A 19,752-nucleotide genomic window follows, 5' to 3' on the forward strand; every position below is an offset into this window, starting at 1 on the left:
CAGTATTCTCCCACGCGCTGCCGCCGGGCCCGGATCCGGCCGATTCGCACCGGTTCCGCCGCGGGCCCGCGCCGGGCGGGGGCGAGCGCGTTGTGCGGCCGTTCGCGTTGTCAGGCGTCCTGCCGCCGGTACGCCCCGGCCCGGGCGGCGGCTTCGGCGGCGGCCGCGGCGCGGTCGGCGGCGGGCTCGTCGAGCGGCTCGGTGGTGGTCAGCATCCGGTAGTAGAGCGGCGCCGAGACAGCCCGGATCACCTCCAACGGGTCGGTGTCCGGAGGCAGTTCGCCGCGCTCCACGGCCTCGGTGACGCACGGCGCCCACTCCTCGACCCGGCGCCGGTAGAACAGCTTCAACGCCTCGGCCGTCCCCGGGTCGCCGTCGGCCGCCACGATCACCGCGCGGAACAGCGCGCCCTGCCGGGGGTCGGCCAGGGTGCGTTGGACCAGGCGCGCGTTGGCCCGGAGGTTCTCGGCGAGCGTGCCGCCGTGGGTGCGCGGCAGCGACTGCTCGGCCATGTCGGTGAGCAGGTCGGCGACCAGGGCCGTGGTGCTGCCCCAGCGGCGGTAGACGGTGGTGCGGCCGACCTCGGCCCGCTGGGCGATGTCGCCGAGATCGAGGCCGCCGAAGCCGTGCTCGACCAGGGCGTCCTCGGCGGCCCGCAGGACGGCGGTGCGGACCCGGGCGGTCCGGCCGCCGGGGCGGACGGTTCCGGGGGCGGAGGACGCAACGGGCTCTGGGGCCATTAACGGGATTCCTGTTCTATTAGTCGGGTGGAGTCTGCTAGTTTCTGAGCATCCTAACGGAATGGGAGTCCCATTAGGGGCTTCGAGGGGAGTACTGTCATGGCAACCGCAGACATGACCGACATCGGCACGGCCACCACCGACACGGGCAGCACCGACATGGAGTGGCGCCGGCTCGGCGCCTCCGGACTCAAGGTCCCCGCGCTCAGCCTCGGCACCGGCACCTTCGGCGGCCGCGGCCCGCTGTTCGGCGCCTGGGGCACCACCGATGTCCAGGAGGCCCGCCGCCTGCTCGACATCGCCATCGACGCCGGGGTCACCCTCTTCGACACCGCCGACGTCTACTCCGACGGCGCCTCCGAGGAGGTGCTCGGCCAGGCCGTCCGCGGCCGCCGCGACCAGGTGCTGATCTCCACCAAGGCCGGACTGCCGCTCGGCGACGACCCCCAGGACGCCGGCACCTCCCGCGCCCGGCTCACCCGGTCCGTGGACGACGCGCTGCGCCGCCTCGGCACCGACTACCTGGACCTCTTCCAGCTGCACGCCTACGACGCCGGCACCCCGATCGAGGAGGTGCTGGCCACCCTGGAGGACCTGGTGCGCGCGGGCAAGATCCGCTACACCGGCGTCTCCAACTTCTCCGGCTGGCAGCTGATGAAGTCCCTCGCCCTCGCCGACCGCCACGGCCGCCCCCGCTACGCCGCCCACCAGGTCTACTACTCCCTGGTCGGCCGCGACTACGAGTGGGAGCTGATGCCGCTCGCCCAGGAGGAGGGCGTCGGCGCCCTGGTCTGGAGCCCGCTCGGCTGGGGCCGCCTCACCGGCCGCATCCGCCGCGGACAGCCGCTCCCGGCCGGCAGCCGCCTGCACGACACCGCCGACTACGGCCCGCCGGTCGAGGACGAGCTGCTCCACCGGGTGGTCGACGCGCTCGACGAGGTCGCCGCCGAGACCGGCCGCACCGTCCCGCAGGTGGCGATCAACTGGCTGCTGCGCCGCCCGACCGTCTCCTCGGTCATCATCGGCGCCCGCAACGAGGAACAGCTGCGGCAGAACCTCGGTGCGGTCGGCTGGTCGCTGACGCAGGAGCAGGTCGCCCGCCTGGACGCCGCCAGCACCCGCACCGCGCCTTACCCGTACTTCCCGTACCGCCGCCAGGCCGCCTTCGCCCGCCTGAATCCGCCGCTGGCTGGCTGACCTGCGAAAACTGTACTCACTGGTGTTCACTGGTCAGCAGCCTTTTCACCCCCCGTGTGCCTGGGAGTGCCCTCTGCGGGCCTCTCGGGGCGCGGGCTGAGGTGCCAGGCTCAGCGGAAGGCGCCGACGTGGCGTTCGCACCAGTCGCGGAAGGTCCTGGGGGCTGTTCCGGTGATGTTCTCGACGTCGTCGGTGACGAATCCGGCGCGACCGGCGCGGAGAAACTCGTGCAGGCGCTCGATGAGGTGCGCCTCCTCGGGCGGAGTTCCTCGCTGAATGGCAGCCTGGGCGAACTCGTGGGGAGTGACGTCCTCGAAGTCGATCGAACGCCCGGTCACCTCGGCGATGATCGCGACCTGCTCGCGCGAGGTCAGGCCCTCCGGACCGGTGAGGAAGTACCCCTTCCCCACGTGACCGTCCTGGGTGAGGGTGACCACGGCGACGCGTGCGATGTCTTCCGGGTCGATCACGCCATGCCGACCGTCACCGGTCGGGCCGACGACCTTGCCCGCACGGATGGAGTCGCGCCACCAGAGGGCGTTGGACGCGAAGGTGTTGGGCCGCAGGTAGGTCACACCGAGGCCGGACTCGCGCAGTACCTGCTCGCGAGCCGCGAGGGCGGCTCCCATGGGGTTCTCCTCCAGCGGCAGCAGGCGCGCGCCGACGGAGGAGAGCAGGGCGATCTTCGGCACCGCCGCCTTTCGTGCGGCGTCGATCACCGTCCTGGTCTGCTCGGTCCCGCCTCCGACCTGCATCAGGAAGATCGCCTCGACGCCCTGAACCGCCTTGGACACGCTGTCGGGTTCGTCGAGATCGCCGACGGCGAGATCGATCCCCGCCGGGAGGCCGGCCGCCCGGGAGGGGTCGCGCACCAGTGCCCGGACGCTGTGGCCCTGCGCGTGCAGCTGCCGCGCGACGAGGCCGCCGACGTTGCCTGTTGCTCCAGTGACGAGAATCATCGAACATTCCCTCTTCGTGTGCTCAGCGGTGCTGAGGTGTGGTGCCCTGTCATCAGGGCCCGCAGGTGGGCCATCGCTCCGGCGACAACCACTGTGGCACCGCCGGAGCGCGACTGACTGGCACAACTCGTCCCACCCAGCACGCGAGTGGCGGCGGATCCCTTGAGACGGGGTCGGTGCCGCTCGACGAGTGGACGCGAGAGCTGGCCGCGGCCGTCACCGGCCCGGGCCCGCTCCGACGCCCGCGCCCGGGCCGCGCTGGAGCGGCTACTGCTCGGCGGCTGAGATCTCGGGTCAGCGGGTGAGGTGGCGCTCGGTGGTCATCCGGCCGAAGACCGGTTCCAGTACCTCGGGCGGCACCTTCCTGCGGGCCGCGATGAGATCGAGGGAGGCGTGGCCGAGGGCCTCGGTACGGGTGGCCACCTCCATCGGGGCCCAGGCCCCGGCGAGGCCGGCCCGGGTGTCGCTCGCCGAACTTGCCGGCCAGCACGGTGGCCACCGTCTCGGCCAGCAGACAGGACGTCACCACCCAGGACATGTGTGCGGCCCCGCCGAGGTCCGCGACGATGGTGGGCAGCGCGGTGCCGACGATGGTCTGGTCCAAGGCGGCCAGCAGCATGCCGAGCACGATGGTGCCGAAGACGACGTTCCGCTGCCGCACGTCGAGCACCGGCGGGGCGGAGGGCTGGGCTTCGGTGGCGACAGTCATGCCGCCAGCCTCGGGTCCGTACGGGCCGGTCGCGATCCGGTTCGGCCGTTCGGGTGAGGGGCGGGGGCGTTGCGCCTTCGCCCGGGCCCGGGTGGCGGCGCCGGGTGCGGCGGGTGACGATGGGCCGGAGCTGGGGCGTGTCTTGCGGATCCCTGCCCAGTTCGCCGGCCCCCGGACTCCGGGAAGGGGCTCCTGATGATCGCCCAGTCCTCCCGCAACGCGGTGAACCCCGAGCCGCCCGGCGCCTCCGCCGTCGGCGGGCGGGCCGGGGCGCGGCGCTGGCAGGCGCTCGCGGTCTGCCTGGTCGCCGGGTTCATGACCCTGCTGGACGTCAGCATCGTGAACGTCGCTCTGCCTGCCGTCCGGGCCGGGCTGCACATGTCCGACAGCGGTCTGCAGTGGGTGCTCAGCGGCTACGCGCTCGCCTTCGGCCTGGTGCTCGTCCCTGCCGGGCGGCTCGGCGACGCCCGCAGCCGGCGGGCCGTCTTCCTCGCCGGGCTCGCCCTGTTCACCGCGGCCAGCGCCCTGGCCGGGGCGGCGCAGAGCCAGGAGTGGCTGGTGCTGGCCCGGCTGTTCCAGGGCGCGGCCGGCGGCGTGCTGGTGCCGCAGGTGTCCGGCTTCATCCAGACCCTGTTCCAGGGGGCCGAGCGCGGCCGGGCCTTCGGCGCGCTCGGCGCGATCATCGGGCTGTCCACCGCCGTCGGACCGCTGCTCGGCGGCCTGCTGATCCACCTGTTCGGCCCGCAGGACGGCTGGCGCTGGGTGTTCCTGGTCAACCTGCCGATCGGCGTCGCCGCCCTGCCGATCGCCTACCGGCTGCTCCCGCCGCCGCGCCCGGCGGCCGAACGGGCCGGGCACCGCGACTTCGACCCGGTCGGGGTGCTGCTGCTCGGTGCCGGGACGGTCGCGCTGCTGCTGCCCTTCATCCAGGGACAGCAGTGGCACAGCCCGGCGCGCTGGCTGCTGCTGCCGGCGGCGGCGGTGCTGCTGGCGGCCTTCGTCGGATGGGAGCGGCACTACGCGCGGCGGTGCGAGCCCTTGGTGAGCATGGCGCTGTTCGCGGTTCGCCCGTACGCGGCGGGGGTGCTGCTGTCGCTGGTGTACTTCGCCGGGTTCACCGCGATCTTCTTCATCTTCACGCTCTACCTCCAGGTGGGCCTGCACTACTCGGCGCTGACGGCGGGCCTGGCGATCACCCCCTTCGCGATCGGCTCGGGCGTGGCGGCGGCGGTCGGCGGTCGGCTGGTGAGCCGGCTCGGACGGCGGTTGGTGGTGGCGGGGCTGCTTCTGGTGCTGCTCGGCCTGGTGGCCTCGGCCCTGGCGGTGCAGCTCTGGTCGGGCCCCGCGGTGGCCTGGACGACGCTGGGCCCGCTGCTGGTCGCCGGGGTCGGCAGCGGACTGGTGATCTCCCCGAACCAGACGCTCACGCTGCACCAGGTCCCGATCGCCCGCGCGGGCAGCGCCGGCGGTGTGCTGCAGACCGCCCAGCGGGTCGGCTCGGCGGTCGGCATCGCGGTGGTCGGCTCGGTTTTCTTCGCCCGCGCCGGCGGCCACCACCCGGACTGGGCGCTGGCCTTCCAACTGGGCACGACGGTGGCGGGGGGCCTGGTGCTGCTGGCGCTGCTGGTGGCGCTGGCGGACGAGGTGGCGGGCCACCGGCGGTAGCCGGGGCGCTCGGGGGTGGCGGCGGGCCGGGGAGACCGCGGCGCGCCGGTCCGACAATCCCGGCGCGCCGTTGCGTCCCTCAGTGGTCCCGACGCTGGATCACCGCCGCCGCGAGCGCCACCGAGGCGAGCGACCAGAGCGCGTAGGTGGTCCAGGAGCCCGCGACCGTGGCCGGGTACTCGGTCGGCCGCAGGCCGGCCAGGGTGGTGCGGGCCAGGCGCTGCCAGGCGGGGAAGGGCAGGGCGTGCAGCAGGTCGGCCGTCCAGCGGTAGCGCTCGGTGATGAAGGACGGTAGGAAGAACAGCACCACGACGGTGCCCACCACCGCGCCCGCGCTGTGCCGGATCAGGGTGCCGAGGCAGAGCCCGACCAGCGCGCAGGCCGGGGCGAACAGCGCGGCCGCGGCCACGTAGCGGAGGGCGGTCGGGTCGGTGATCGACTGGCCGATGCCCCGGTCGGCCAGGATCGCCTGGGTGAGGCCGAAGGAGACGCCCGCGGTGACCACGCCGAAGCCGAGCATCACGCCCGTCAGCACGCAAGCCTTGGCGAGCAGCACCGCCCGGCGGTCGGGCACGGCGGCCAGCGTGGTGCGGATCAGCCCGGTCGCGTACTCGCCGGCGATGACGGCCGCGCCGAGGCCGCCCGCGATCAGCATCAGGATGTCGGCGGAGCCGGTGTGGAAGGAGTCGTTCAGGGCGACCTGGGCCATCACCGCAGGGTCGCCGTCGCCGGGCGTGTAGTGGTCGTGGGTGTACTGGGCGGCCTTGAGGTTGGCGGCGATGATGACGAACGTGCCGAGGCCGAGCACCCAGGGGATGGAGCGCAGTGACCGGAACTTGAGCCACTCGGCGCCGAGCAGGTCGCCGAAACGGGGGCGGGGGAGGGGAGTCGCGGTGCTCAACGGGGCTCTCCGGCGAGGTACTCGACGCTGTCGGCGGTCAGTTCCATGAAGGCCTCCTCCAGGGAGGCGCCACGGGCGGTCAGGGTGTACAGCAACAGGCACTGCTCCAGGGCGAGTTCGCCGATCCGCCCGGCGTCCAGGCCGGTCACGTCCAGGGTGCCGTCCGGGCCGGGCCGAACGGTGGCGCCGGCGGCGCGCAGTACCGCGGCCAGCCGGTCGGGTTCGGCGGCCCGGACGGTGACTCCGGCCCGGCCCGCGCGGGCGGCGAACTCGGTGAGGCTCTCGTCGGCGATCAGCCGGCCGCGTCCGATCACCACCAGGTGGTCGGCGGTGTGCTCCATCTCCGCCATCATGTGGCTGGAGACGAACACCGTCCGCCCCTGCGCGGCGAGTCGGCGGAACAACCGCCGCACCCAGCGCACGCCTTCCGGGTCGAGCCCGTTCAGCGGCTCGTCGAAGAGCAGGACCGGCGGGTCGCCGAGCAGCGCGCCGGCGATGCCGAGGCGCTGCTTCATGCCCAGCGAGTAGCCGCCGATCCGCCGCCCGGCGGCCTCGGCGAGGCCGACCTCGGCCAGCACCTCGCTCACCCGGGCGGCCGGGATCGCGTTGCTCCGGGCCAGCGCCCGCAGATGGGCCGCCCCGGTGCGCCCGCCGTGCACATCGCTCGCGTCGAGCAGGGCGCCGACCTCGCGCAGGCCGCGCGGCAGGCTGCGGAACGCCCGGCCGCCGACGGTGGCGGTGCCGCCGGTCGGGTCGTTCAGGCCCAGGATCATCCGCAGCGTGGTGGACTTGCCGGCGCCGTTGGGGCCGAGGAAGCCGGTGACCCGGCCGGGGCGGACGGTGAAGGTGAGGCGGTCGACGGCGGTCCGGTGGCCGTAGCGCTTCGTCAGCTCGGTGACTTCGATCATGGCCACCACGGTGCCGGGCGAGCCCGGGCGACCACATCGGACCGGTGTCGACACCGCAGGTCACCCCCGGCCGTACAACCACGGTTGGATGACGGCGCCCGAGGCCATCGTTACGATCTCGAACCATGCCCGCGACGCCCCCGCCCCCGCTGTTCCGGCGTATCCCGCCCGAGGCCTGGGCCGCCCTCGCCTGGTGCGTGGCCGCCGCCTACCCCGCCGTGCTGCTCGGCGGCACCGCGCGGCTGCACCGGGGCGCCGCCGCGCACGGCGGACTGGCGTTCACCCTGGCGGACACGGCGGTGGCCTTCCTCGGCGCCGCGCTGGTGCGCCGGCTGCCGGTGTTCTCGGTCACCCTGCTGCTGATCACCACCTGGACCGAGACCGACGGCTGGGCCGCCAACACCCAGGTGCCCCCGGCGGCGCTGCTCGCCGTGGACGTCGCACTGTTCCTGATCACCGCCACCCGCCCGCGCCGCAGCTCCCGCACCGCCTTCGCGCTGGTGGCGGTCTTCCTGGTGCTGCACGTCGGCCTGGTGCGCGGCAACACCGTCGGCATCTTCACCGGCACCCACATCGGCTCGGCCGACGGCGCCGCGCTGCTCGCCCTGGTCGCCTGGCTGGCCGGGCGCTCGGTCCGGCAGAACCGGGAGCACGCCGAGGCGCTGAGCAGCCGGGCGGCCACCGAGGCGGTCACCGCCGAACGGCTGCGGATCGCCCGGGAGATGCACGACACCGTCGCGCACAGCATCGGCATCGTCGCCCTGCAGGCCGGCGCGGCCCGCCGGGTGATCGACCGCCGACCCGAGCGGGCCAAGCAGGCGCTCGGCGAGATCGAGGCCGCCGGACGGGAGACCCTGGCCGCGCTGCGCCGCATGTTGGTTGCTCTGCGCCAGGCCGACGGCGAGGCGTCGGACACCGCCCCGCTGGGCCTGGCCGACCTGGACCGGCTGGCCGAGACGACCACCGCTGCGGGTGTGCGGGTCAGGGTGCGACGCGAAGGCCAACAGGCCCCGCTGCCACCGGAGATCGACCTCTCGGCCTTCCGGATCATCCAGGAGTCGGTCACCAACGTGGTGCGGCACGCGGAGGTCGGCGACTGCCTGGTGACCGTGGACCGCAGCAGGGAGGGCGAGTTGGCCGTGGAGATCACCGACCGGGGCCGGGGCCGCGGCGGCGCGCCCGGCGGCGGCTTCGGCCTGGCCGGGCTGCGCGAGCGGGTCGCCCTGCTGCACGGCGAGTTCGAGGCCGGGCCGCGCCCGGACGGCGGCTTCCGGGTCGCCGCCCGGCTGCCGATCCCCGAGCAGGTGACCGCATGATCCGGGTGGTGCTCGCCGATGACCAGCCGCTGGTCCGTGCCGCGCTGGAGATGGTCTCACGGAGACCGCCGACATCGAGGTGGTCGGCGAGGCCGGCGACGGCGCCGAGGCCGTCCGGCTGGCCACCGAACTGCGGCCGGACGTCGTGGTGATGGACATCCGGATGCCCGGCACCGACGGCATCGAGGCCACCCGGCTGGTGACCGCCGCCGGCGGGCCGACCCGGGTGGTGGTGCTCACCACCTTCGACGAGGACGAGCACGTGTACGCGGCGCTGCGCGCCGGGGCGTCCGGCTTCCTGGTCAAGGACATGGCGCTGGACGACATCCTCGCCGCCGTCCGGGTGGTCGCCGCCGGGGACGCGCTGATCGCGCCGCGCGTCACCCGGCGGCTGATCGGGGCGTTCACCGGGCACCGGCCGACGGCGGCGCCCGTCCCGGCGGCGAGGCGCCTGGAGGCGGTCACCGACCGGGAGCGGGAGATCCTCACCCTGGTCGGCCGGGGCCTGTCCAACACCGAGATCGCCGCCGAGCTGGTGCTCAGCATCGCCACCGTGAAGACCTACATGACCCGGCTGCTGGCCAAGTTGGACGCCCGGGACCGGGTGCAGCTGGTCATCCTGGCCTACGAGGCGGGCCTGGTCTCCGTCCCCGGCTGACCAGGGCCCACCCGGATCAGCGCTTGATCGCCACACCCGCGTACATCGCGATGTCCTGGTCGCGGACCGCCGGGGCACCGGCGTCCGGCCGCCAGTGGTGGACGAGCGTGACGCCCGGGTCGAGCAGCTCGTAGCCGTCGAAGAAGGCCTCGGTCTCGGCCTTGTCGCGGATCTGCAGCGGGATGCCACGGGCGTTGTACTCCCGGCCGACGCCGGCGACCCCGACCGGGTCGGTGTCGCCGGTGAACACCGTCAGGGCGAGGAAGCTGCCGGGCGCCAGCGCTTCCATGAAGCGGCGCACGATGCCCTGCGGGTCGTCCTCGTCCAGCACGAAGTGCACGATCGCGATCAGCGACAGCGCCACCGGCTGCGAGAGGTCGAGCACCTCGCGCAGCCGGGGGTTGTCGATGATCGACTCCGGGTCGCGGAAGTCGGCGTCCACGTAACAGGTGCGGCCCTCGGGCGTGCTGGACATCAGGGCTCGCGCGTGGGTCAGCACGATCGGGTCGTTGTCCACGTACGCGACCCGGGTGTCGGGGGCGATCGCCTGGGCGATCTCGTGCACGTTGGGCGAGGTGGGGATACCGGTGCCGACGTCCAGGAACTGCCGCACCCCGTACCGCTCGGTGAGGTGGCGCACCGAGCGCTGCATGAAGTCGCGGGTGGTGCGCATCGAGATCGGCAGCGACGGCCAGGCCTGCACCGAGGCGTGCGCGGCCACCCGGTCCGCCTCGAAGTTGGTCTTGCCACCGATGAGGTAGTCGTAGACCCGAGCGGAGTGCGGTACGTCCATCCGCAGGTCCACCGAGGGGTAGTCCTCCCGCGGCTCCTGATCGGCCCGGACCTCGTTCGCCATGCTCGCCCTCCCGTTGTCACTGGGCACCCGTCACCGGCCGCCACGACGGCGATCCTTGGTGCGCATGGTAACGGTATTCCGGTACGACCAGATGACGATCACTCAGGCTTGAACTTCCGGACTGCGGGGTTCGACCATCGGCGCCCCCGCCTGGCGGGGTAGCGTGCCACGGTCGGGACGCCCGCCGGCCAGCTCCACCGCCGCGCCGAACCAGGCCGCACCGAAGGCCCAGGTCGCCACCCACTCGCACAGGTACAGCGGCCGCACCGTCCAGTCCGTACCGAACCCGGACAGCCCGCAGACCACCGCGGCCAGCAGCGCGACCAGGATCAGCACCCCCGCCCCCAGGTAGGCCGCGCCGACCCGGGCCGGCTGCGTCGAGCGCGGATTGCGGAAGGAGTAGAGGCAGAACAGCGCCAGCACCACGAACAGCAGCGCGGCGAAGGCCAGATGGAACCCCCCGACCACCCGCTGCACCTCCGTCGGGTCCCGCGGCGCCGTCGGGCACAGTGCGACCCCGAGCGCGAACACCCCGGCCGCCGTACTCCACCGGTCGTCCCGCCGGTCGAAGCGGTAGCAGATCAGGAACACCCCGAGCGCGCAGAGCGCCCCGACGAAGATGTTCCGCGTCCCGCCGTAGTACGCGGCGCTCATCGAGGCGGGCCAGAACCCGTCCGTGCCGCGCCCCGTTACCTCGTCGGCCAGCCAGTTGCCGAGCGGCAGCGTCGGCGGCAGCAGGATGCCGATCGCCCCGACGCCGAAGCGCAGGAAGCTGACGGTGCGTTCGTCCTGGATGTGCTGCTGGGGGGAGTCGGGGGTTCTCCCGCTGCGCAGGTCGTTGCTCATGGACGCCTCCTCGCCTTCCGTACGGGCAGCCGCGGCCCGCGGATCGTCCGGCCGCTGGGGGTCACATGAGGCGGTGTCGACGGGCGCCGCCGCACGGAAGCGGCCGTCAACTGGTGTACCCGCAAAGGAGTGGAGGTCATCACTGGATCAGATGGTTCGTGGGGTCCCCGACTTGACGCCGCAAGGGGTGCGCGCGGCCCGCCAGCGCAGTGCGCTCGGTGGGTGGCGGGCCCGGGGCCTCAGGAGGCCGGTGTACCGGCCCGGTCGGCGAGGGCGTTGAGCAGGGCGGCCCCGCGCTCGGCGTCGTCGATGCTGACCGCGAACTCGGTGCCCTTGCGGGTGCGGACGACCAGGCAGCTGCCGCCGCGCAGCATCACGGTGGTGCCCAGGTCGTTCACCCGGTAGCCGAAGCCGCCCGCCTGGGCGGCGGTGCGCCGCTCGGCGCGCGCCGACTCGATCTCGGCGGGGGACCAGTGCCGCCGGGGCCAGCCGAAGGGGCCGAAGCCGACAACCAGCCCCTTCGCGGTCACCCGGGCCTGGACGGAGGAGACCGCGAGCGTGGCCAGCGAGGCGGTGACGAGCGGAGCCAGCAGCGCCCAGTGGGCGCCGGTCAGCCCGGTGCCCGCGGCCACCGCGGTACCGACGGCGCCGAGACCGAGAATGGCGGAGGTCAGCTGCAGCCACGGGTTGGAGGTCCAGGAGAGCCAGACCACCCGCTCGGCGGCCGGGAGCCGCATCGCCGGGCCGCGCGCGGGCGCGCCGGTGCCCGCGGGGGTGTTGCCGGGCCGCCGGGTCGCCAGGCCGGTGAGCACCGCCGCCAGGCCGGTCAGCGCGATGATGACGACCACCCAGAAGTCCGGAGAGGTGGCGTCCTGCCAGCGTGCGCGGTCCAGGTTGGACTGCACGATCGAGGCCTGCGCCCCGGTCAGCAGGACTCCGCCGCCCGCGAGCAGGGCGCCGGGCAGGCCGGAGGCCCGGCTGCTGCGGAAGCGGCGGGCGATCACCGCGCCGGCCACCACCACCAGCCAGAGGCCGGCCGGGAACAGGGCCGCCGCCGTCACCGACATCGAGCCGTCCGGGCGACTGCCGTCGAAGTGCGTGGCCACCGGGTCCGGCAGCCGGTCGCGCGCGGCCAACGGCATGACGATCAGCAGCGCGAGGACGCCGAGCCCCCAGACCACCCCCGCCCAGATCGCCCCCCGCCTCGTCTTTGATACCGGCCCCGTTCCCACCAGCTCCGAGTCGTTCACGGCATCCCCCTGATCAGATCCACGAGATCGTTCCTGCTGTAGCCGGCCCGGGCCGCGTCGGCGATCAACTGCCGTACTCGGTCGACCAGTTCGGCGCGCGTTCCGGCATCTGCGGCGACCGTGATGCCACGGCCCCGGCGGAACTCCAGCACCCCCTCGTCGCGCAGGGCGCGCAGCCCGCGCAGGACGGTGTTGGTGTTGACGCCGAGGGCCCGGGAGAGCTCCCGGGCGGACGGCAGCTTGTCGCCGGGGGCGCACTCGCCCTCCGCGACGGCCCGTCGGATCGCGCCCGCCACCTGCTCGTGCAGTGGGCGGGCGTCGCCAAGGTCCAGCTTCAGCAACATGGTGCTACTGACGATAGCACCATCCGAATCTGGTGCGTACAGGCGATCCACGGCCGACCATGGACCTGGAGGCGGTGCGGTGAGCGGACGACTGCGGGTGTTCCTGGGGGCGGCGCCGGGGGTCGGGAAGACCTACGCCATGCTCGCCGAGGGGCGGCGGCTGCGCGACGAAGAGGGCCTGGACGTGGTGGTCGGCCTGGTCGAGACGTACGGCCGCCGGGGCACCGAGCAGCAACTCGGCGACCTGCCGGTGCTTCCCCGCCGGACCATCCACTACCGGGGCGCCGAGTTCACCGAGCTCGACGTGGCCGCCCTGCTCGCCCGCCGCCCCGCGCTCGCCCTGGTCGACGAACTCGCCCACAGCAACGCCCCCGGCAGCCGCCACGCCAAGCGCTGGCAGGACGTCCGCCAGCTGCTCGACGCCGGCATCGACGTCGCCACCACCGTCAACATCCAGCACCTGGAGAGCCTCAACGACGTCGTCGAGCAGATCACCGGCGTCGCCCAGCGCGAACGGATCCCCGACGAGGTGGTGCGCGCCGCCGACCGGATCCAACTGGTCGACCTCAGCCCCCAGGCCCTGCGCACCCGGATGACCAGGGGCGAGATCTACCCGCCCGACCGGGTCGACATCGCCCTCGACCACTACTTCCGGGCAGGCAACCTCGGCGCCCTGCGCGAACTCGCGCTGCTCTGGCTGGCCGACCGGGTCGAGGAGGAACTCGCCGACTACCGTGCCCGGCACGGCATCCGCGCCCCCTGGGAGACCAAGGAACGCATCGTCGTCGCCCTCAACGGAGCCCCGCAGGGCGAACACCTGATCCGCCGCGGCGCCCGCACCGCCACCCGGGTGCACGGCGACCTGATCGGCGTGCACATCCGCCCCGACGACGCCAGCACCACCCGTGAGCCGCCCGGCCTGGCCGGGCAGCGCGCCCTGCTGCACGAACTGCACGGCAGCTACGTCGAGGTCAGCGCCGGCGACGTCGCCCGCGCCCTGGTGGACTTCGCCCACGCCGAGAGCGCCACCCAGATCCTGCTCGGCCCCACCAGCCGCAGCCGGCCGCGCGAACTGCTCTCCGGCTCGGTCATCAACCGGGTGATCCGGCTGGCCGGCCCGATCGACGTCCGGGTGCTGCCCCCGCCCGAACCCGGCCTGCTGGCCGTCCCGCCCGCCCCCAGACACCGCCGTCCGGCCGCCGTACCACTGCCCCGACGCCGACTCGCCTGGCTGCTCGGCCCGGCCACCGCCGTCGCCCTCGCCTGGGCACTCTCCCCGCTGCGCGGCTCGCTCGCGCTCGCCGGCGTGCTGCTCTGCCTGCTGCTCGCCGTCGCCGCCACCGCCCGGCTCGGCGGACTGCTGCCCGCCGCCGGCACCACCGCCGCCGGGGCGCTCGCCGCCGACTGGTTCTTCACCACGCCCTGGCACAGCCTCACCGTGCGACGCGGCGCCGACCTCGCCGTACTGCTGCTCTTCCTCGCCGTCGCCGGGATCATCGCCCACCTGATCGACGGCCTCGCCCGCCGCTCCCAACAGGCCGACCGGGCCCGCGCCGAGGCCGCCGTACTCGCCCACCTGGCTGGGGAGACCGTCCAGTCCGGCGCCCGGGCACTGCCCGACCTGGTCGCCGAACTTCGCCAGGTCTTCGGCTTGGACGGCGCCGTCGTCCTGGTCCGCACCGGGCAGCTCTGGCAGCCCGCCGCCGCCTCCGGGTCCGCCTATCCGCTGCGCCCCGACGAGGCCTCATTCACCGTCGACCTCGGCTCGGATGCCGTTCTCGCACTGCGCGGACCAGCACTCAGCGAGGAGGACACCCGGCTGCTGGGCCCGTACGTCACCCAGCTGCGGCTGGCCCGCGACCGCGAGAGGCTGGCCGCCCAGGCCGCCGCGGCCGAGGCCCTCGCCCACGCCGACGCCCTGCACACCGCACTGCTGGAGGCGGTCGGCCGGGACCTGCGCGCCCCGCTCGCCGCGCTGCGCCGGGACGCCGCCGACCTGCCCGCCCCGCAGCGGCGGCGGATCGACGCCGCGGCGCGCCGGATGGAACGGCTGGTCGCCAACCTGCTGGACCTCAGCCGGCTGCGGGCCGGGGAGATCCCGGCGGTGCTTCGGCCCACCGTGCTGCGCCCGGTGGTGGCGGCCGCGCTCTCCGGCGAGGACGGCGATGTCCGGCTCGCCCTTGGCGACGGGCTGCCGCCGGTGCTCGCCGACCCGGGCCTGCTGGAGCGCGCCGTCGCCGACGTGCTGGCGGTGGCCGGGCGCCCGGCGGTGGTGGACGCGGGCACCGTGGCGGACCGCGTCCACCTGCGGGTGACCGCCCCGGGCGACGCCGAGCCGGTCGGGCTGACCGTCGCCCGGGGGTTCGTGGACGCGATGAACGGCGAACTCACCGCCGAACCGGCCCCGGGCGGCGGGACGGCCTACCTGCTCGACCTGCCGTGCGCCGCTGTTTAGGACAAGCCCGCACTCCCTCGAAAGTTCGACATCGAATGGCCCGTGGGCATGCCGCTCCGCACGGGCGGTTCCAGCCACCCATCCGGAGGTGATCTCCGTCCCTTGGGTAGGCCGAACGAGTGACAGCGGGTCCTGCGGCCGTCCGCGTAAGGAGTGCGTTGGGAACGCCGTCCGGGGCGTCAGGAAGCCGTCAAGAACAGCTGGTCGGCGGCCGGACGGCGGTTGGGTGGAGACCGACGGACAACGGAACCACACGAGGACGGATCATGCACGGCAACGAGCGGCACCTGGACAGCGCGCACCCCAGGGTGGTGGTCGGCGTCAGCGGGTCGCTGGGGAGCCTCGCGGCACTGCACCGCGGCGTCGCCGAGGCCCGCGAGCGCGGCGCCGTGCTGGTGCCGGTGCTCGCCTGGGAGCCGCCGGGCGGCGAGCTAGGCTACCGGCGCTCGCCCTGTCCGCCGCTGCTGGCCGCCGTACGGGAGGCCGCCGAGCAGCGGCTGAACGAGGCGCTGGACGCGGCCTTCGGCGGGGCCGACCCGGGTGTCCTGATGCGGCCGGTGGTGATCCGCGGCGAGTCCGGGCCCGCCCTGGTGCACGTCGCCGACCGCGCGGACGACCTGCTGGTGCTCGGCCGGAGCGGCGGACTGCTGCACCGCCGGCTGCGGCGCTCGGTGTCCGCGTACTGCGCCAAGGAGGCCGGCTGTCCGGTGCTGACCGTCCCGGTGCCCGAGCTGCTGCACGACCTGGCGTCCCTCCACCGGCGCACCCGCTGGCACCTGCCGGTCGGCCCCGCGCCCGAGCTGATCACGGCGAAGGGGTAGCCCGCGGTGCGGATGTACTCGGCGCGCCCCGGCGGAGCCCGCTACCACCCGGTGCTGGACCGCCTCGCCGTCGGCACCTCCGGCACCGTCGCCCTGCTCGGCGGCGGCCTGCTCGCCCTCGGTCTCGGCGGGCTCGGCGAACTGCACTCCGGCTGGCTCGCCTTCGCGACCTACCTGGCGCTCTGCGGCCTGGTCGGCGGCTTCTCCCGCCCCCGGGCCGCACCGGTGATCGGCCTGGCCGTCTGGCTGTGCTGCAACGCTTTCGCCGAGCACCGGCACGCCGAACTCGGCTGGTCCGGCCCCTGGCCGGAGGCCTGGCACTACGCGATGTTCACCGCCACCGCCCTGCTGGTCTCCCTGCCCACGGCCCTGCCCCGTCGGACGGTACGGGTGTCACTGCTGCGCCTGGACCGCACGGTCTGAGGCGCGCTCCGAGGACGGTCCGCCCGCGAAGGGCGGACCACGCCGAACCCCGGGGCTCCGGCCGGTACTCCGGAGCCCTCGGCCACCGGTGGAAACAGATAAACGAGGCGCCCCGGCGTCTCCCGGTGGAGTGGCCGCGGTTCGGACAGCGGGTTCACCGCCCGCAGCCAGCGGCCACTCCATCCTGTTTGTCAGGGACCTTGCGTGGTAGGGGAGTTGGAGACCCGGGGTAGGCGTGCGGGATAAGGGTGCGCAGAATGTCCGTATGCAGATGACGAACACGCCGAGGACCGCGACGGGCGAGGACGCCGAGCCGATGGCCCGGGTGCTGGCGCGGGCCTTCGGCGACGACCCGATGATGTGCTGGTTCTTCCCCGAGGGCGTCAGCCGCCCGGCCGCGCTGGGCAGTTACTTCACGACGCTGTTCACCCGGCAGTACCTGCCGTACGGGATGTGCGAGCGGACCGACAGCGCCGTCGCCTTCTGGGTGCCGCCGGAGGCGCAGGACAAGGCCGTCCCGGACGCGGAGACGATCCGGGAGCTGACCGAGCTGCTCGGTGAGCGGGCCGAGCCGTTCCGACGCTCGGTCGAGGCGGCCGCCGCGAACGCGCCCCAGGAGCCGCACTGGTACCTGGCGGTGCTCGGCGCCGACCCGGTCGCCCAGGGGCGGGGGCAGGGCGCCGCCCTGCTGCGCTCGGGGCTGGCCAGGGCGGACGCGGACGGACTGCCGGTCTACCTGGAGTCCTCCAAGGAGGCGAACCTCGCCGTGTACCGGCACTTCGGCTTCGAGGTGCTGGAGGAGGTGCGGCTGCCGGAGAACGGCCCGACGCTGTGGGTGATGCGGCGGTCGCCGCGGGGCGGCGAAGGTGTGTAGCTCGTGTGACCCTGCCCGTCAGTGACCGCCATGCGGCTCGAAGCAGCCGGTTTCGGGGTACGGGCCGTTGGTCGTCACCTGGTAGTTGGTCTTCTGCACGAACGCGGTGACGCAGGCGTCGGCATGGACACGGAGGCTGACCAAGGCGCCCTCGGGCGTGACGTAGTGGTCGGTCTCGAAGCGCGGGTCCATCTCCCGCACGATCAGCGTTCCGTCGAGCCGTCCGTGCTCCGGCCCGGTCGGTTCCTCCGGGTACCCGAGCTTGAGCAGCGCCGCACGGACGCTCTTCGGGTCCCACGTGCCGGCTTCCCAGAGCGACTTGAGGACGGGCTCGATGCGATCGGCTTCCTTCTGCGCGTCCTTCGCGCTGGCGGGGGACATGTCGGCCGGGATGCGGAAGCCGTTGTTCTCGCGGTAGTGCGGTGCGCCGTCGCCTGCTCCGGGCTCCACGTAGGGCGAGGCCTGTGGGGCATTCGCGCCGGAGGGCGTGGCCGTGCCGGCCGCCGCCGAGTGCGCGGGACGCTGTCCGGCGCATGCGGTCAGGGGGAGTGCGGCGGCGCCCAGGAGGACGACTGCGGCAACGCGCCTGCGATGCCAACGTAAGACGATCACGGGAATGACTCTCCCATGGCGGGGCGACCGCCCTCGGTCCGGGGGTGTCCGGAGGGTTCCCGATGGGCGTAGTGCTCCAGTGCCGGGCCCACCCCAGGGTGGGGCGGGCCCGGTGGCATGGCTCACGGTGCTCGGAAGGTTCCGGCCTTGATGTCGGCAACGAACGCCGACCACGCCTCAAGGGAGAAGGCCAAGGAGGGACCGGCCGGGTCCTTCGAGTCGCGGACGGGGACGATGCCGCTGACGCCGCCGGCGACCTCGATGCACTGTCCCCCATCGCCGTTGCTGTAGGTGCTCTTGCGCCAAGTGGCGGCGCTCAGATCGGGGTTGCGCATCCTGCGTAGTCCTCCATCGCTGTCTTGATCAGAGCCGCTGACTCGTCCGGCGGCAAGGCCGAAGCCTTGATCAGATCGTAGGACAGCCGGAACCCTCTGACGGTCTCCGGGTCTTCCTCAAGGCTTCCTGTGTGGCTGCCCTCCATGTAGGCGGACTCGGTCCCGTTCGGAAGCGTGAGTATCGTCAACGATCCGCCCAACGCGGGATGTTCACCGCTCGCGAAGGGCAGCACCTGGATCACGACGTCGGGCCGACGGGTTGCCGTCAGCACGTGGCTCAGCTGCGCGCTCATGACTTCCGGACCGCCAACAGGGCGGCGAAGGACTGCCTCGTCCAGGATCAGCCAGAGATGCGGGGGAGCGGGCCGCGTCAGAATCTCCTGGCGTTCGATCCGAGCTGCCAGCTTGTCCTCGATGTGCTGTTCCGTGTCTCGTGGGCGGCCTGCGCGTAGTACCGCGCGCGCGTAGTCCTCGGTCTGGACGAGCCCCAGGACGACCTGCGCACAGTAGACCTGGATCAAGCTGGCCTGCGCTTCGAGATCCATGTACCGGCGGTAGCGGTCGGGGAACTGTTCCCGCCGAATGATCTCCCAGAGGCCTTCGAAGAGGCCATCGGTACCGAATGCGGCATCGACCTTGCTGGACAGAGGAGGAAGCGGGAGACGCGTTGCTTTCTCGACCCCGTGAAGATGCGTCTTGCTGTAGTTGACGATCTCGGACAGCCGATCGAGAGACATCCCAGCGTTCACCCTGTGGCGGTGCAACTCCCTTCCGTACAGCTCACGTGCTGAGCTGAGCGGGTCGAGTTCTCGTGTTCGAGCTGCCAACTGACGTGCTCCCCTTGTTCCCAAGCAGCATTTGGAACATGACGAAGGGTCAAGAGTAGCGACATTTGCGTAACGATGGGGGCAAAGCAGAGACCCCGGCGACCGCTGACACGGTCCCGGGGCATGGCCAACCTGAAGGAAGCAGGCTGACGATGGATGACTCTACCGACTTCTCCCACCCGGGCCGGCTCTTGAGGGCGTGGTACTGGGTGAGGTACCAGCCCGGCGACTGGTGGTTTCTCTACTGCTCGCGCCGACCGGTTTCGCGTCGGCTACGGGCGAAGCGGCGGCAGCTCCGGGCGGAGCGTGCTGGCCGATAGCAGGACAAGGCCGGGCGCGCTCCTGGGAGGAGCGGGCCCGGCCGTTCAGTTCATCACAGGGTGGTGTGGCCGCCGTTGGCGAGTCACCCCGGCGTCCCGGTGGCCTGATCGCTACAGGTCCAGGGTGGACACCCCGGTACGCCTCCCGACACGCGGGACGGCCCCGGTCGGCAACCTGCCGACCGGGGAACGGACTTGGCTCAGACCTCGCCGAGCGGCACGCCCGGGTCGGCGAGCCAGCCGGCATCCACCGCCCGCCCTGAGCGCACCAGTTCGCGGATCGGGTCGGTGACGTCCCAGACGTTGACGTTCATCCCCGCGAGCACCCGGCCGCCGGAGAGCCAGAACGCGATGAACTCGCGGGTGGCCGGGTCGCCGCGGAACACCCCGCCCGGTTCGACGTAGCCGACGTACTCCATCCCGAGGTCGTACTGGTCAGTCGAGTGGACACCTAAGCATGCCCCTTGACCTGCTGGTTTGTTCGATATGGGAGACTCGACCAATGCACCACATAGGGCTCGCAGAGAATCTATGTGTTGCTTCCCGCTCGGCGGCTCGTTGATGTGGTATGCGCACCTCCGAGTCGATTGGTGACCAACTCGCCCTGAAGTTAGTCGTGTTGTTCCCGCACCTGGATGAGTGCCAGCGGCGTCTGTTGATGGCAGCCGAGGCACGGCTGCTGGGGCACGGCGGCATCCGCGCCGTCGCGCGGGCGGCCGGGGTCAGCGAGACGACG

General features: G+C 73.1%; 19 protein-coding genes and 4 pseudogenes. 9 read left to right on the forward strand and 14 right to left on the reverse strand.

Translation table 11 applies throughout. From position 1 onward, the window contains the following. Nucleotides 1-110: 110 nt before the first annotated feature. Nucleotides 111-740 (reverse strand): TetR/AcrR family transcriptional regulator, encoded by a 630-nt coding sequence (locus tag ACWC9T_RS35935; protein WP_449825244.1) that lies wholly within the window; start codon nt 738-740, stop codon nt 111-113. A 159-nt stretch (nt 741-899) separates the two neighbouring features. Between ACWC9T_RS35935 and ACWC9T_RS35940 the strand changes: the two genes are divergently transcribed. Continuing rightward, nucleotides 900-1,937, forward strand: a complete 1,038-nt coding sequence (locus ACWC9T_RS35940) for an aldo/keto reductase (RefSeq protein ID WP_449825261.1) — start codon at nt 900-902, stop codon at nt 1,935-1,937. Nucleotides 1,938-2,047: 110 nt separating this feature from the next. Here the strand turns inward: ACWC9T_RS35940 and ACWC9T_RS35945 are convergent, their stop codons facing one another. From ACWC9T_RS35945 to ACWC9T_RS35955, 3 genes and pseudogenes are all read right to left on the reverse strand, one after another. After that, nucleotides 2,048-2,896, reverse strand: coding sequence for an NAD(P)H-binding protein (locus ACWC9T_RS35945; RefSeq protein WP_449825245.1), 849 nt, complete (start codon nt 2,894-2,896; stop codon nt 2,048-2,050). Nucleotides 2,897-3,190: 294 nt separating this feature from the next. Next, entirely contained in the window at nt 3,191-3,319 is a 129-nt protein-coding gene (locus ACWC9T_RS35950) for a hypothetical protein (RefSeq protein WP_449825262.1), read from the reverse strand. A 43-nt stretch (nt 3,320-3,362) separates the two neighbouring features. Next, nucleotides 3,363-3,605 (reverse strand): annotated as a pseudogene (locus tag ACWC9T_RS35955) (MFS transporter); the annotation flags it as partial. A gap of 195 nt (nt 3,606-3,800) precedes the next feature. Between ACWC9T_RS35955 and ACWC9T_RS35960 the strand changes: the two are divergent. Continuing rightward, nucleotides 3,801-5,270 (forward strand): MFS transporter, encoded by a 1,470-nt coding sequence (locus ACWC9T_RS35960; RefSeq protein ID WP_449825246.1) that lies wholly within the window; start codon nt 3,801-3,803, stop codon nt 5,268-5,270. A gap of 79 nt (nt 5,271-5,349) precedes the next feature. Here the strand turns inward: ACWC9T_RS35960 and ACWC9T_RS35965 are convergent, their stop codons facing one another. Next, nucleotides 5,350-6,171, reverse strand: a complete 822-nt coding sequence (locus tag ACWC9T_RS35965) for an ABC transporter permease subunit (RefSeq protein WP_449825247.1) — start codon at nt 6,169-6,171, stop codon at nt 5,350-5,352. Continuing rightward, nucleotides 6,168-7,079 (reverse strand): ABC transporter ATP-binding protein, encoded by a 912-nt coding sequence (locus tag ACWC9T_RS35970; RefSeq protein ID WP_449825248.1) that lies wholly within the window; start codon nt 7,077-7,079, stop codon nt 6,168-6,170. Before ACWC9T_RS35970 ends, ACWC9T_RS35965 begins: the two co-directional genes overlap by 4 nt. A gap of 125 nt (nt 7,080-7,204) precedes the next feature. Between ACWC9T_RS35970 and ACWC9T_RS35975 the strand changes: the two genes are divergently transcribed. Both ACWC9T_RS35975 and ACWC9T_RS35980 read left to right on the forward strand, forming a co-directional pair. Then, nucleotides 7,205-8,395: a sensor histidine kinase gene (locus tag ACWC9T_RS35975; RefSeq protein ID WP_449825249.1), complete on the forward strand. Its 1,191-nt coding sequence runs from the start codon at nt 7,205-7,207 to the stop codon at nt 8,393-8,395. Continuing rightward, nucleotides 8,392-9,053 (forward strand): annotated as a pseudogene (locus ACWC9T_RS35980) (response regulator). The gene ACWC9T_RS35975 and the pseudogene ACWC9T_RS35980 overlap by 4 nt, the downstream one beginning before the upstream one ends. A gap of 16 nt (nt 9,054-9,069) precedes the next feature. Here ACWC9T_RS35980 and ACWC9T_RS35985 read toward each other — a convergent pair. The 4 genes from ACWC9T_RS35985 to ACWC9T_RS36000 all read right to left on the reverse strand — a co-directional run bounded on the left by ACWC9T_RS35985 (nt 9,070) and on the right by ACWC9T_RS36000 (nt 12,349). Further along, nucleotides 9,070-9,909, reverse strand: a complete 840-nt coding sequence (locus ACWC9T_RS35985; RefSeq protein ID WP_449825250.1) for an SAM-dependent methyltransferase — start codon at nt 9,907-9,909, stop codon at nt 9,070-9,072. Nucleotides 9,910-10,011: 102 nt separating this feature from the next. Continuing rightward, nucleotides 10,012-10,755: a hypothetical protein gene (locus ACWC9T_RS35990; RefSeq protein WP_449825251.1), complete on the reverse strand. Its 744-nt coding sequence runs from the start codon at nt 10,753-10,755 to the stop codon at nt 10,012-10,014. A 239-nt stretch (nt 10,756-10,994) separates the two neighbouring features. After that, nucleotides 10,995-11,936, reverse strand: a complete 942-nt coding sequence (locus ACWC9T_RS35995; protein ID WP_449825252.1) for a DUF1648 domain-containing protein — start codon at nt 11,934-11,936, stop codon at nt 10,995-10,997. Nucleotides 11,937-12,001: 65 nt separating this feature from the next. Beyond that, nucleotides 12,002-12,349 (reverse strand): GntR family transcriptional regulator, encoded by a 348-nt coding sequence (locus ACWC9T_RS36000; RefSeq protein ID WP_449825253.1) that lies wholly within the window; start codon nt 12,347-12,349, stop codon nt 12,002-12,004. Nucleotides 12,350-12,428: 79 nt separating this feature from the next. Here ACWC9T_RS36000 and ACWC9T_RS36005 point away from each other — a divergent pair, with 79 nt between their 5' ends. From ACWC9T_RS36005 to ACWC9T_RS36020, 4 genes are all read left to right on the forward strand, one after another. Further along, the gene (locus tag ACWC9T_RS36005; protein WP_449825254.1) at nt 12,429-14,804 is read left to right on the forward strand and encodes a DUF4118 domain-containing protein; all 2,376 of its coding nucleotides are present in this window, start codon (nt 12,429-12,431) and stop codon (nt 14,802-14,804) included. A 266-nt stretch (nt 14,805-15,070) separates the two neighbouring features. After that, nucleotides 15,071-15,625: a universal stress protein gene (locus ACWC9T_RS36010; RefSeq protein ID WP_449825255.1), complete on the forward strand. Its 555-nt coding sequence runs from the start codon at nt 15,071-15,073 to the stop codon at nt 15,623-15,625. A 6-nt stretch (nt 15,626-15,631) separates the two neighbouring features. Further along, nucleotides 15,632-16,048: a hypothetical protein gene (locus ACWC9T_RS36015; protein WP_449825256.1), complete on the forward strand. Its 417-nt coding sequence runs from the start codon at nt 15,632-15,634 to the stop codon at nt 16,046-16,048. Nucleotides 16,049-16,313: 265 nt separating this feature from the next. Continuing rightward, nucleotides 16,314-16,922 carry a GNAT family N-acetyltransferase gene (locus tag ACWC9T_RS36020; protein WP_449825257.1) on the forward strand — a complete coding sequence of 203 codons (609 nt, stop codon included), beginning with the start codon at nt 16,314-16,316 and terminating at the stop codon, nt 16,920-16,922. Between the two features lie 18 nt (nt 16,923-16,940). On the opposite strand, the gene ACWC9T_RS36025 is transcribed toward ACWC9T_RS36020, so the two are convergent. The 4 genes and pseudogenes from ACWC9T_RS36025 to ACWC9T_RS36040 form a co-directional block, all read right to left on the reverse strand. Further along, a complete protein-coding gene (locus ACWC9T_RS36025) occupies nt 16,941-17,372 on the reverse strand; it encodes a hypothetical protein (RefSeq protein WP_449825258.1) in 432 nt (143 codons plus the stop codon). A 284-nt stretch (nt 17,373-17,656) separates the two neighbouring features. Beyond that, nucleotides 17,657-17,869 carry a DUF397 domain-containing protein gene (locus ACWC9T_RS36030; RefSeq protein WP_449825259.1) on the reverse strand — a complete coding sequence of 71 codons (213 nt, stop codon included), beginning with the start codon at nt 17,867-17,869 and terminating at the stop codon, nt 17,657-17,659. Next, on the reverse strand, nt 17,851-18,606 hold the full coding sequence (locus tag ACWC9T_RS36035; RefSeq protein WP_449825260.1) for a DUF5753 domain-containing protein: 756 nt from the start codon (nt 18,604-18,606) through the stop codon (nt 17,851-17,853). The genes ACWC9T_RS36030 and ACWC9T_RS36035 overlap by 19 nt, the downstream gene beginning before the upstream one ends. 610 nt (nt 18,607-19,216) lie before the next feature. Beyond that, nucleotides 19,217-19,456: pseudogene (locus ACWC9T_RS36040) on the reverse strand (oxidoreductase C-terminal domain-containing protein); the annotation flags it as partial. Nucleotides 19,457-19,584: 128 nt separating this feature from the next. Between ACWC9T_RS36040 and ACWC9T_RS36045 the strand changes: the two are divergent. After that, nucleotides 19,585-19,752: pseudogene (locus ACWC9T_RS36045) on the forward strand (ISAzo13 family transposase); the annotation flags it as partial.

The organism is Kitasatospora sp. NPDC001159 (assembly GCF_053598235.1).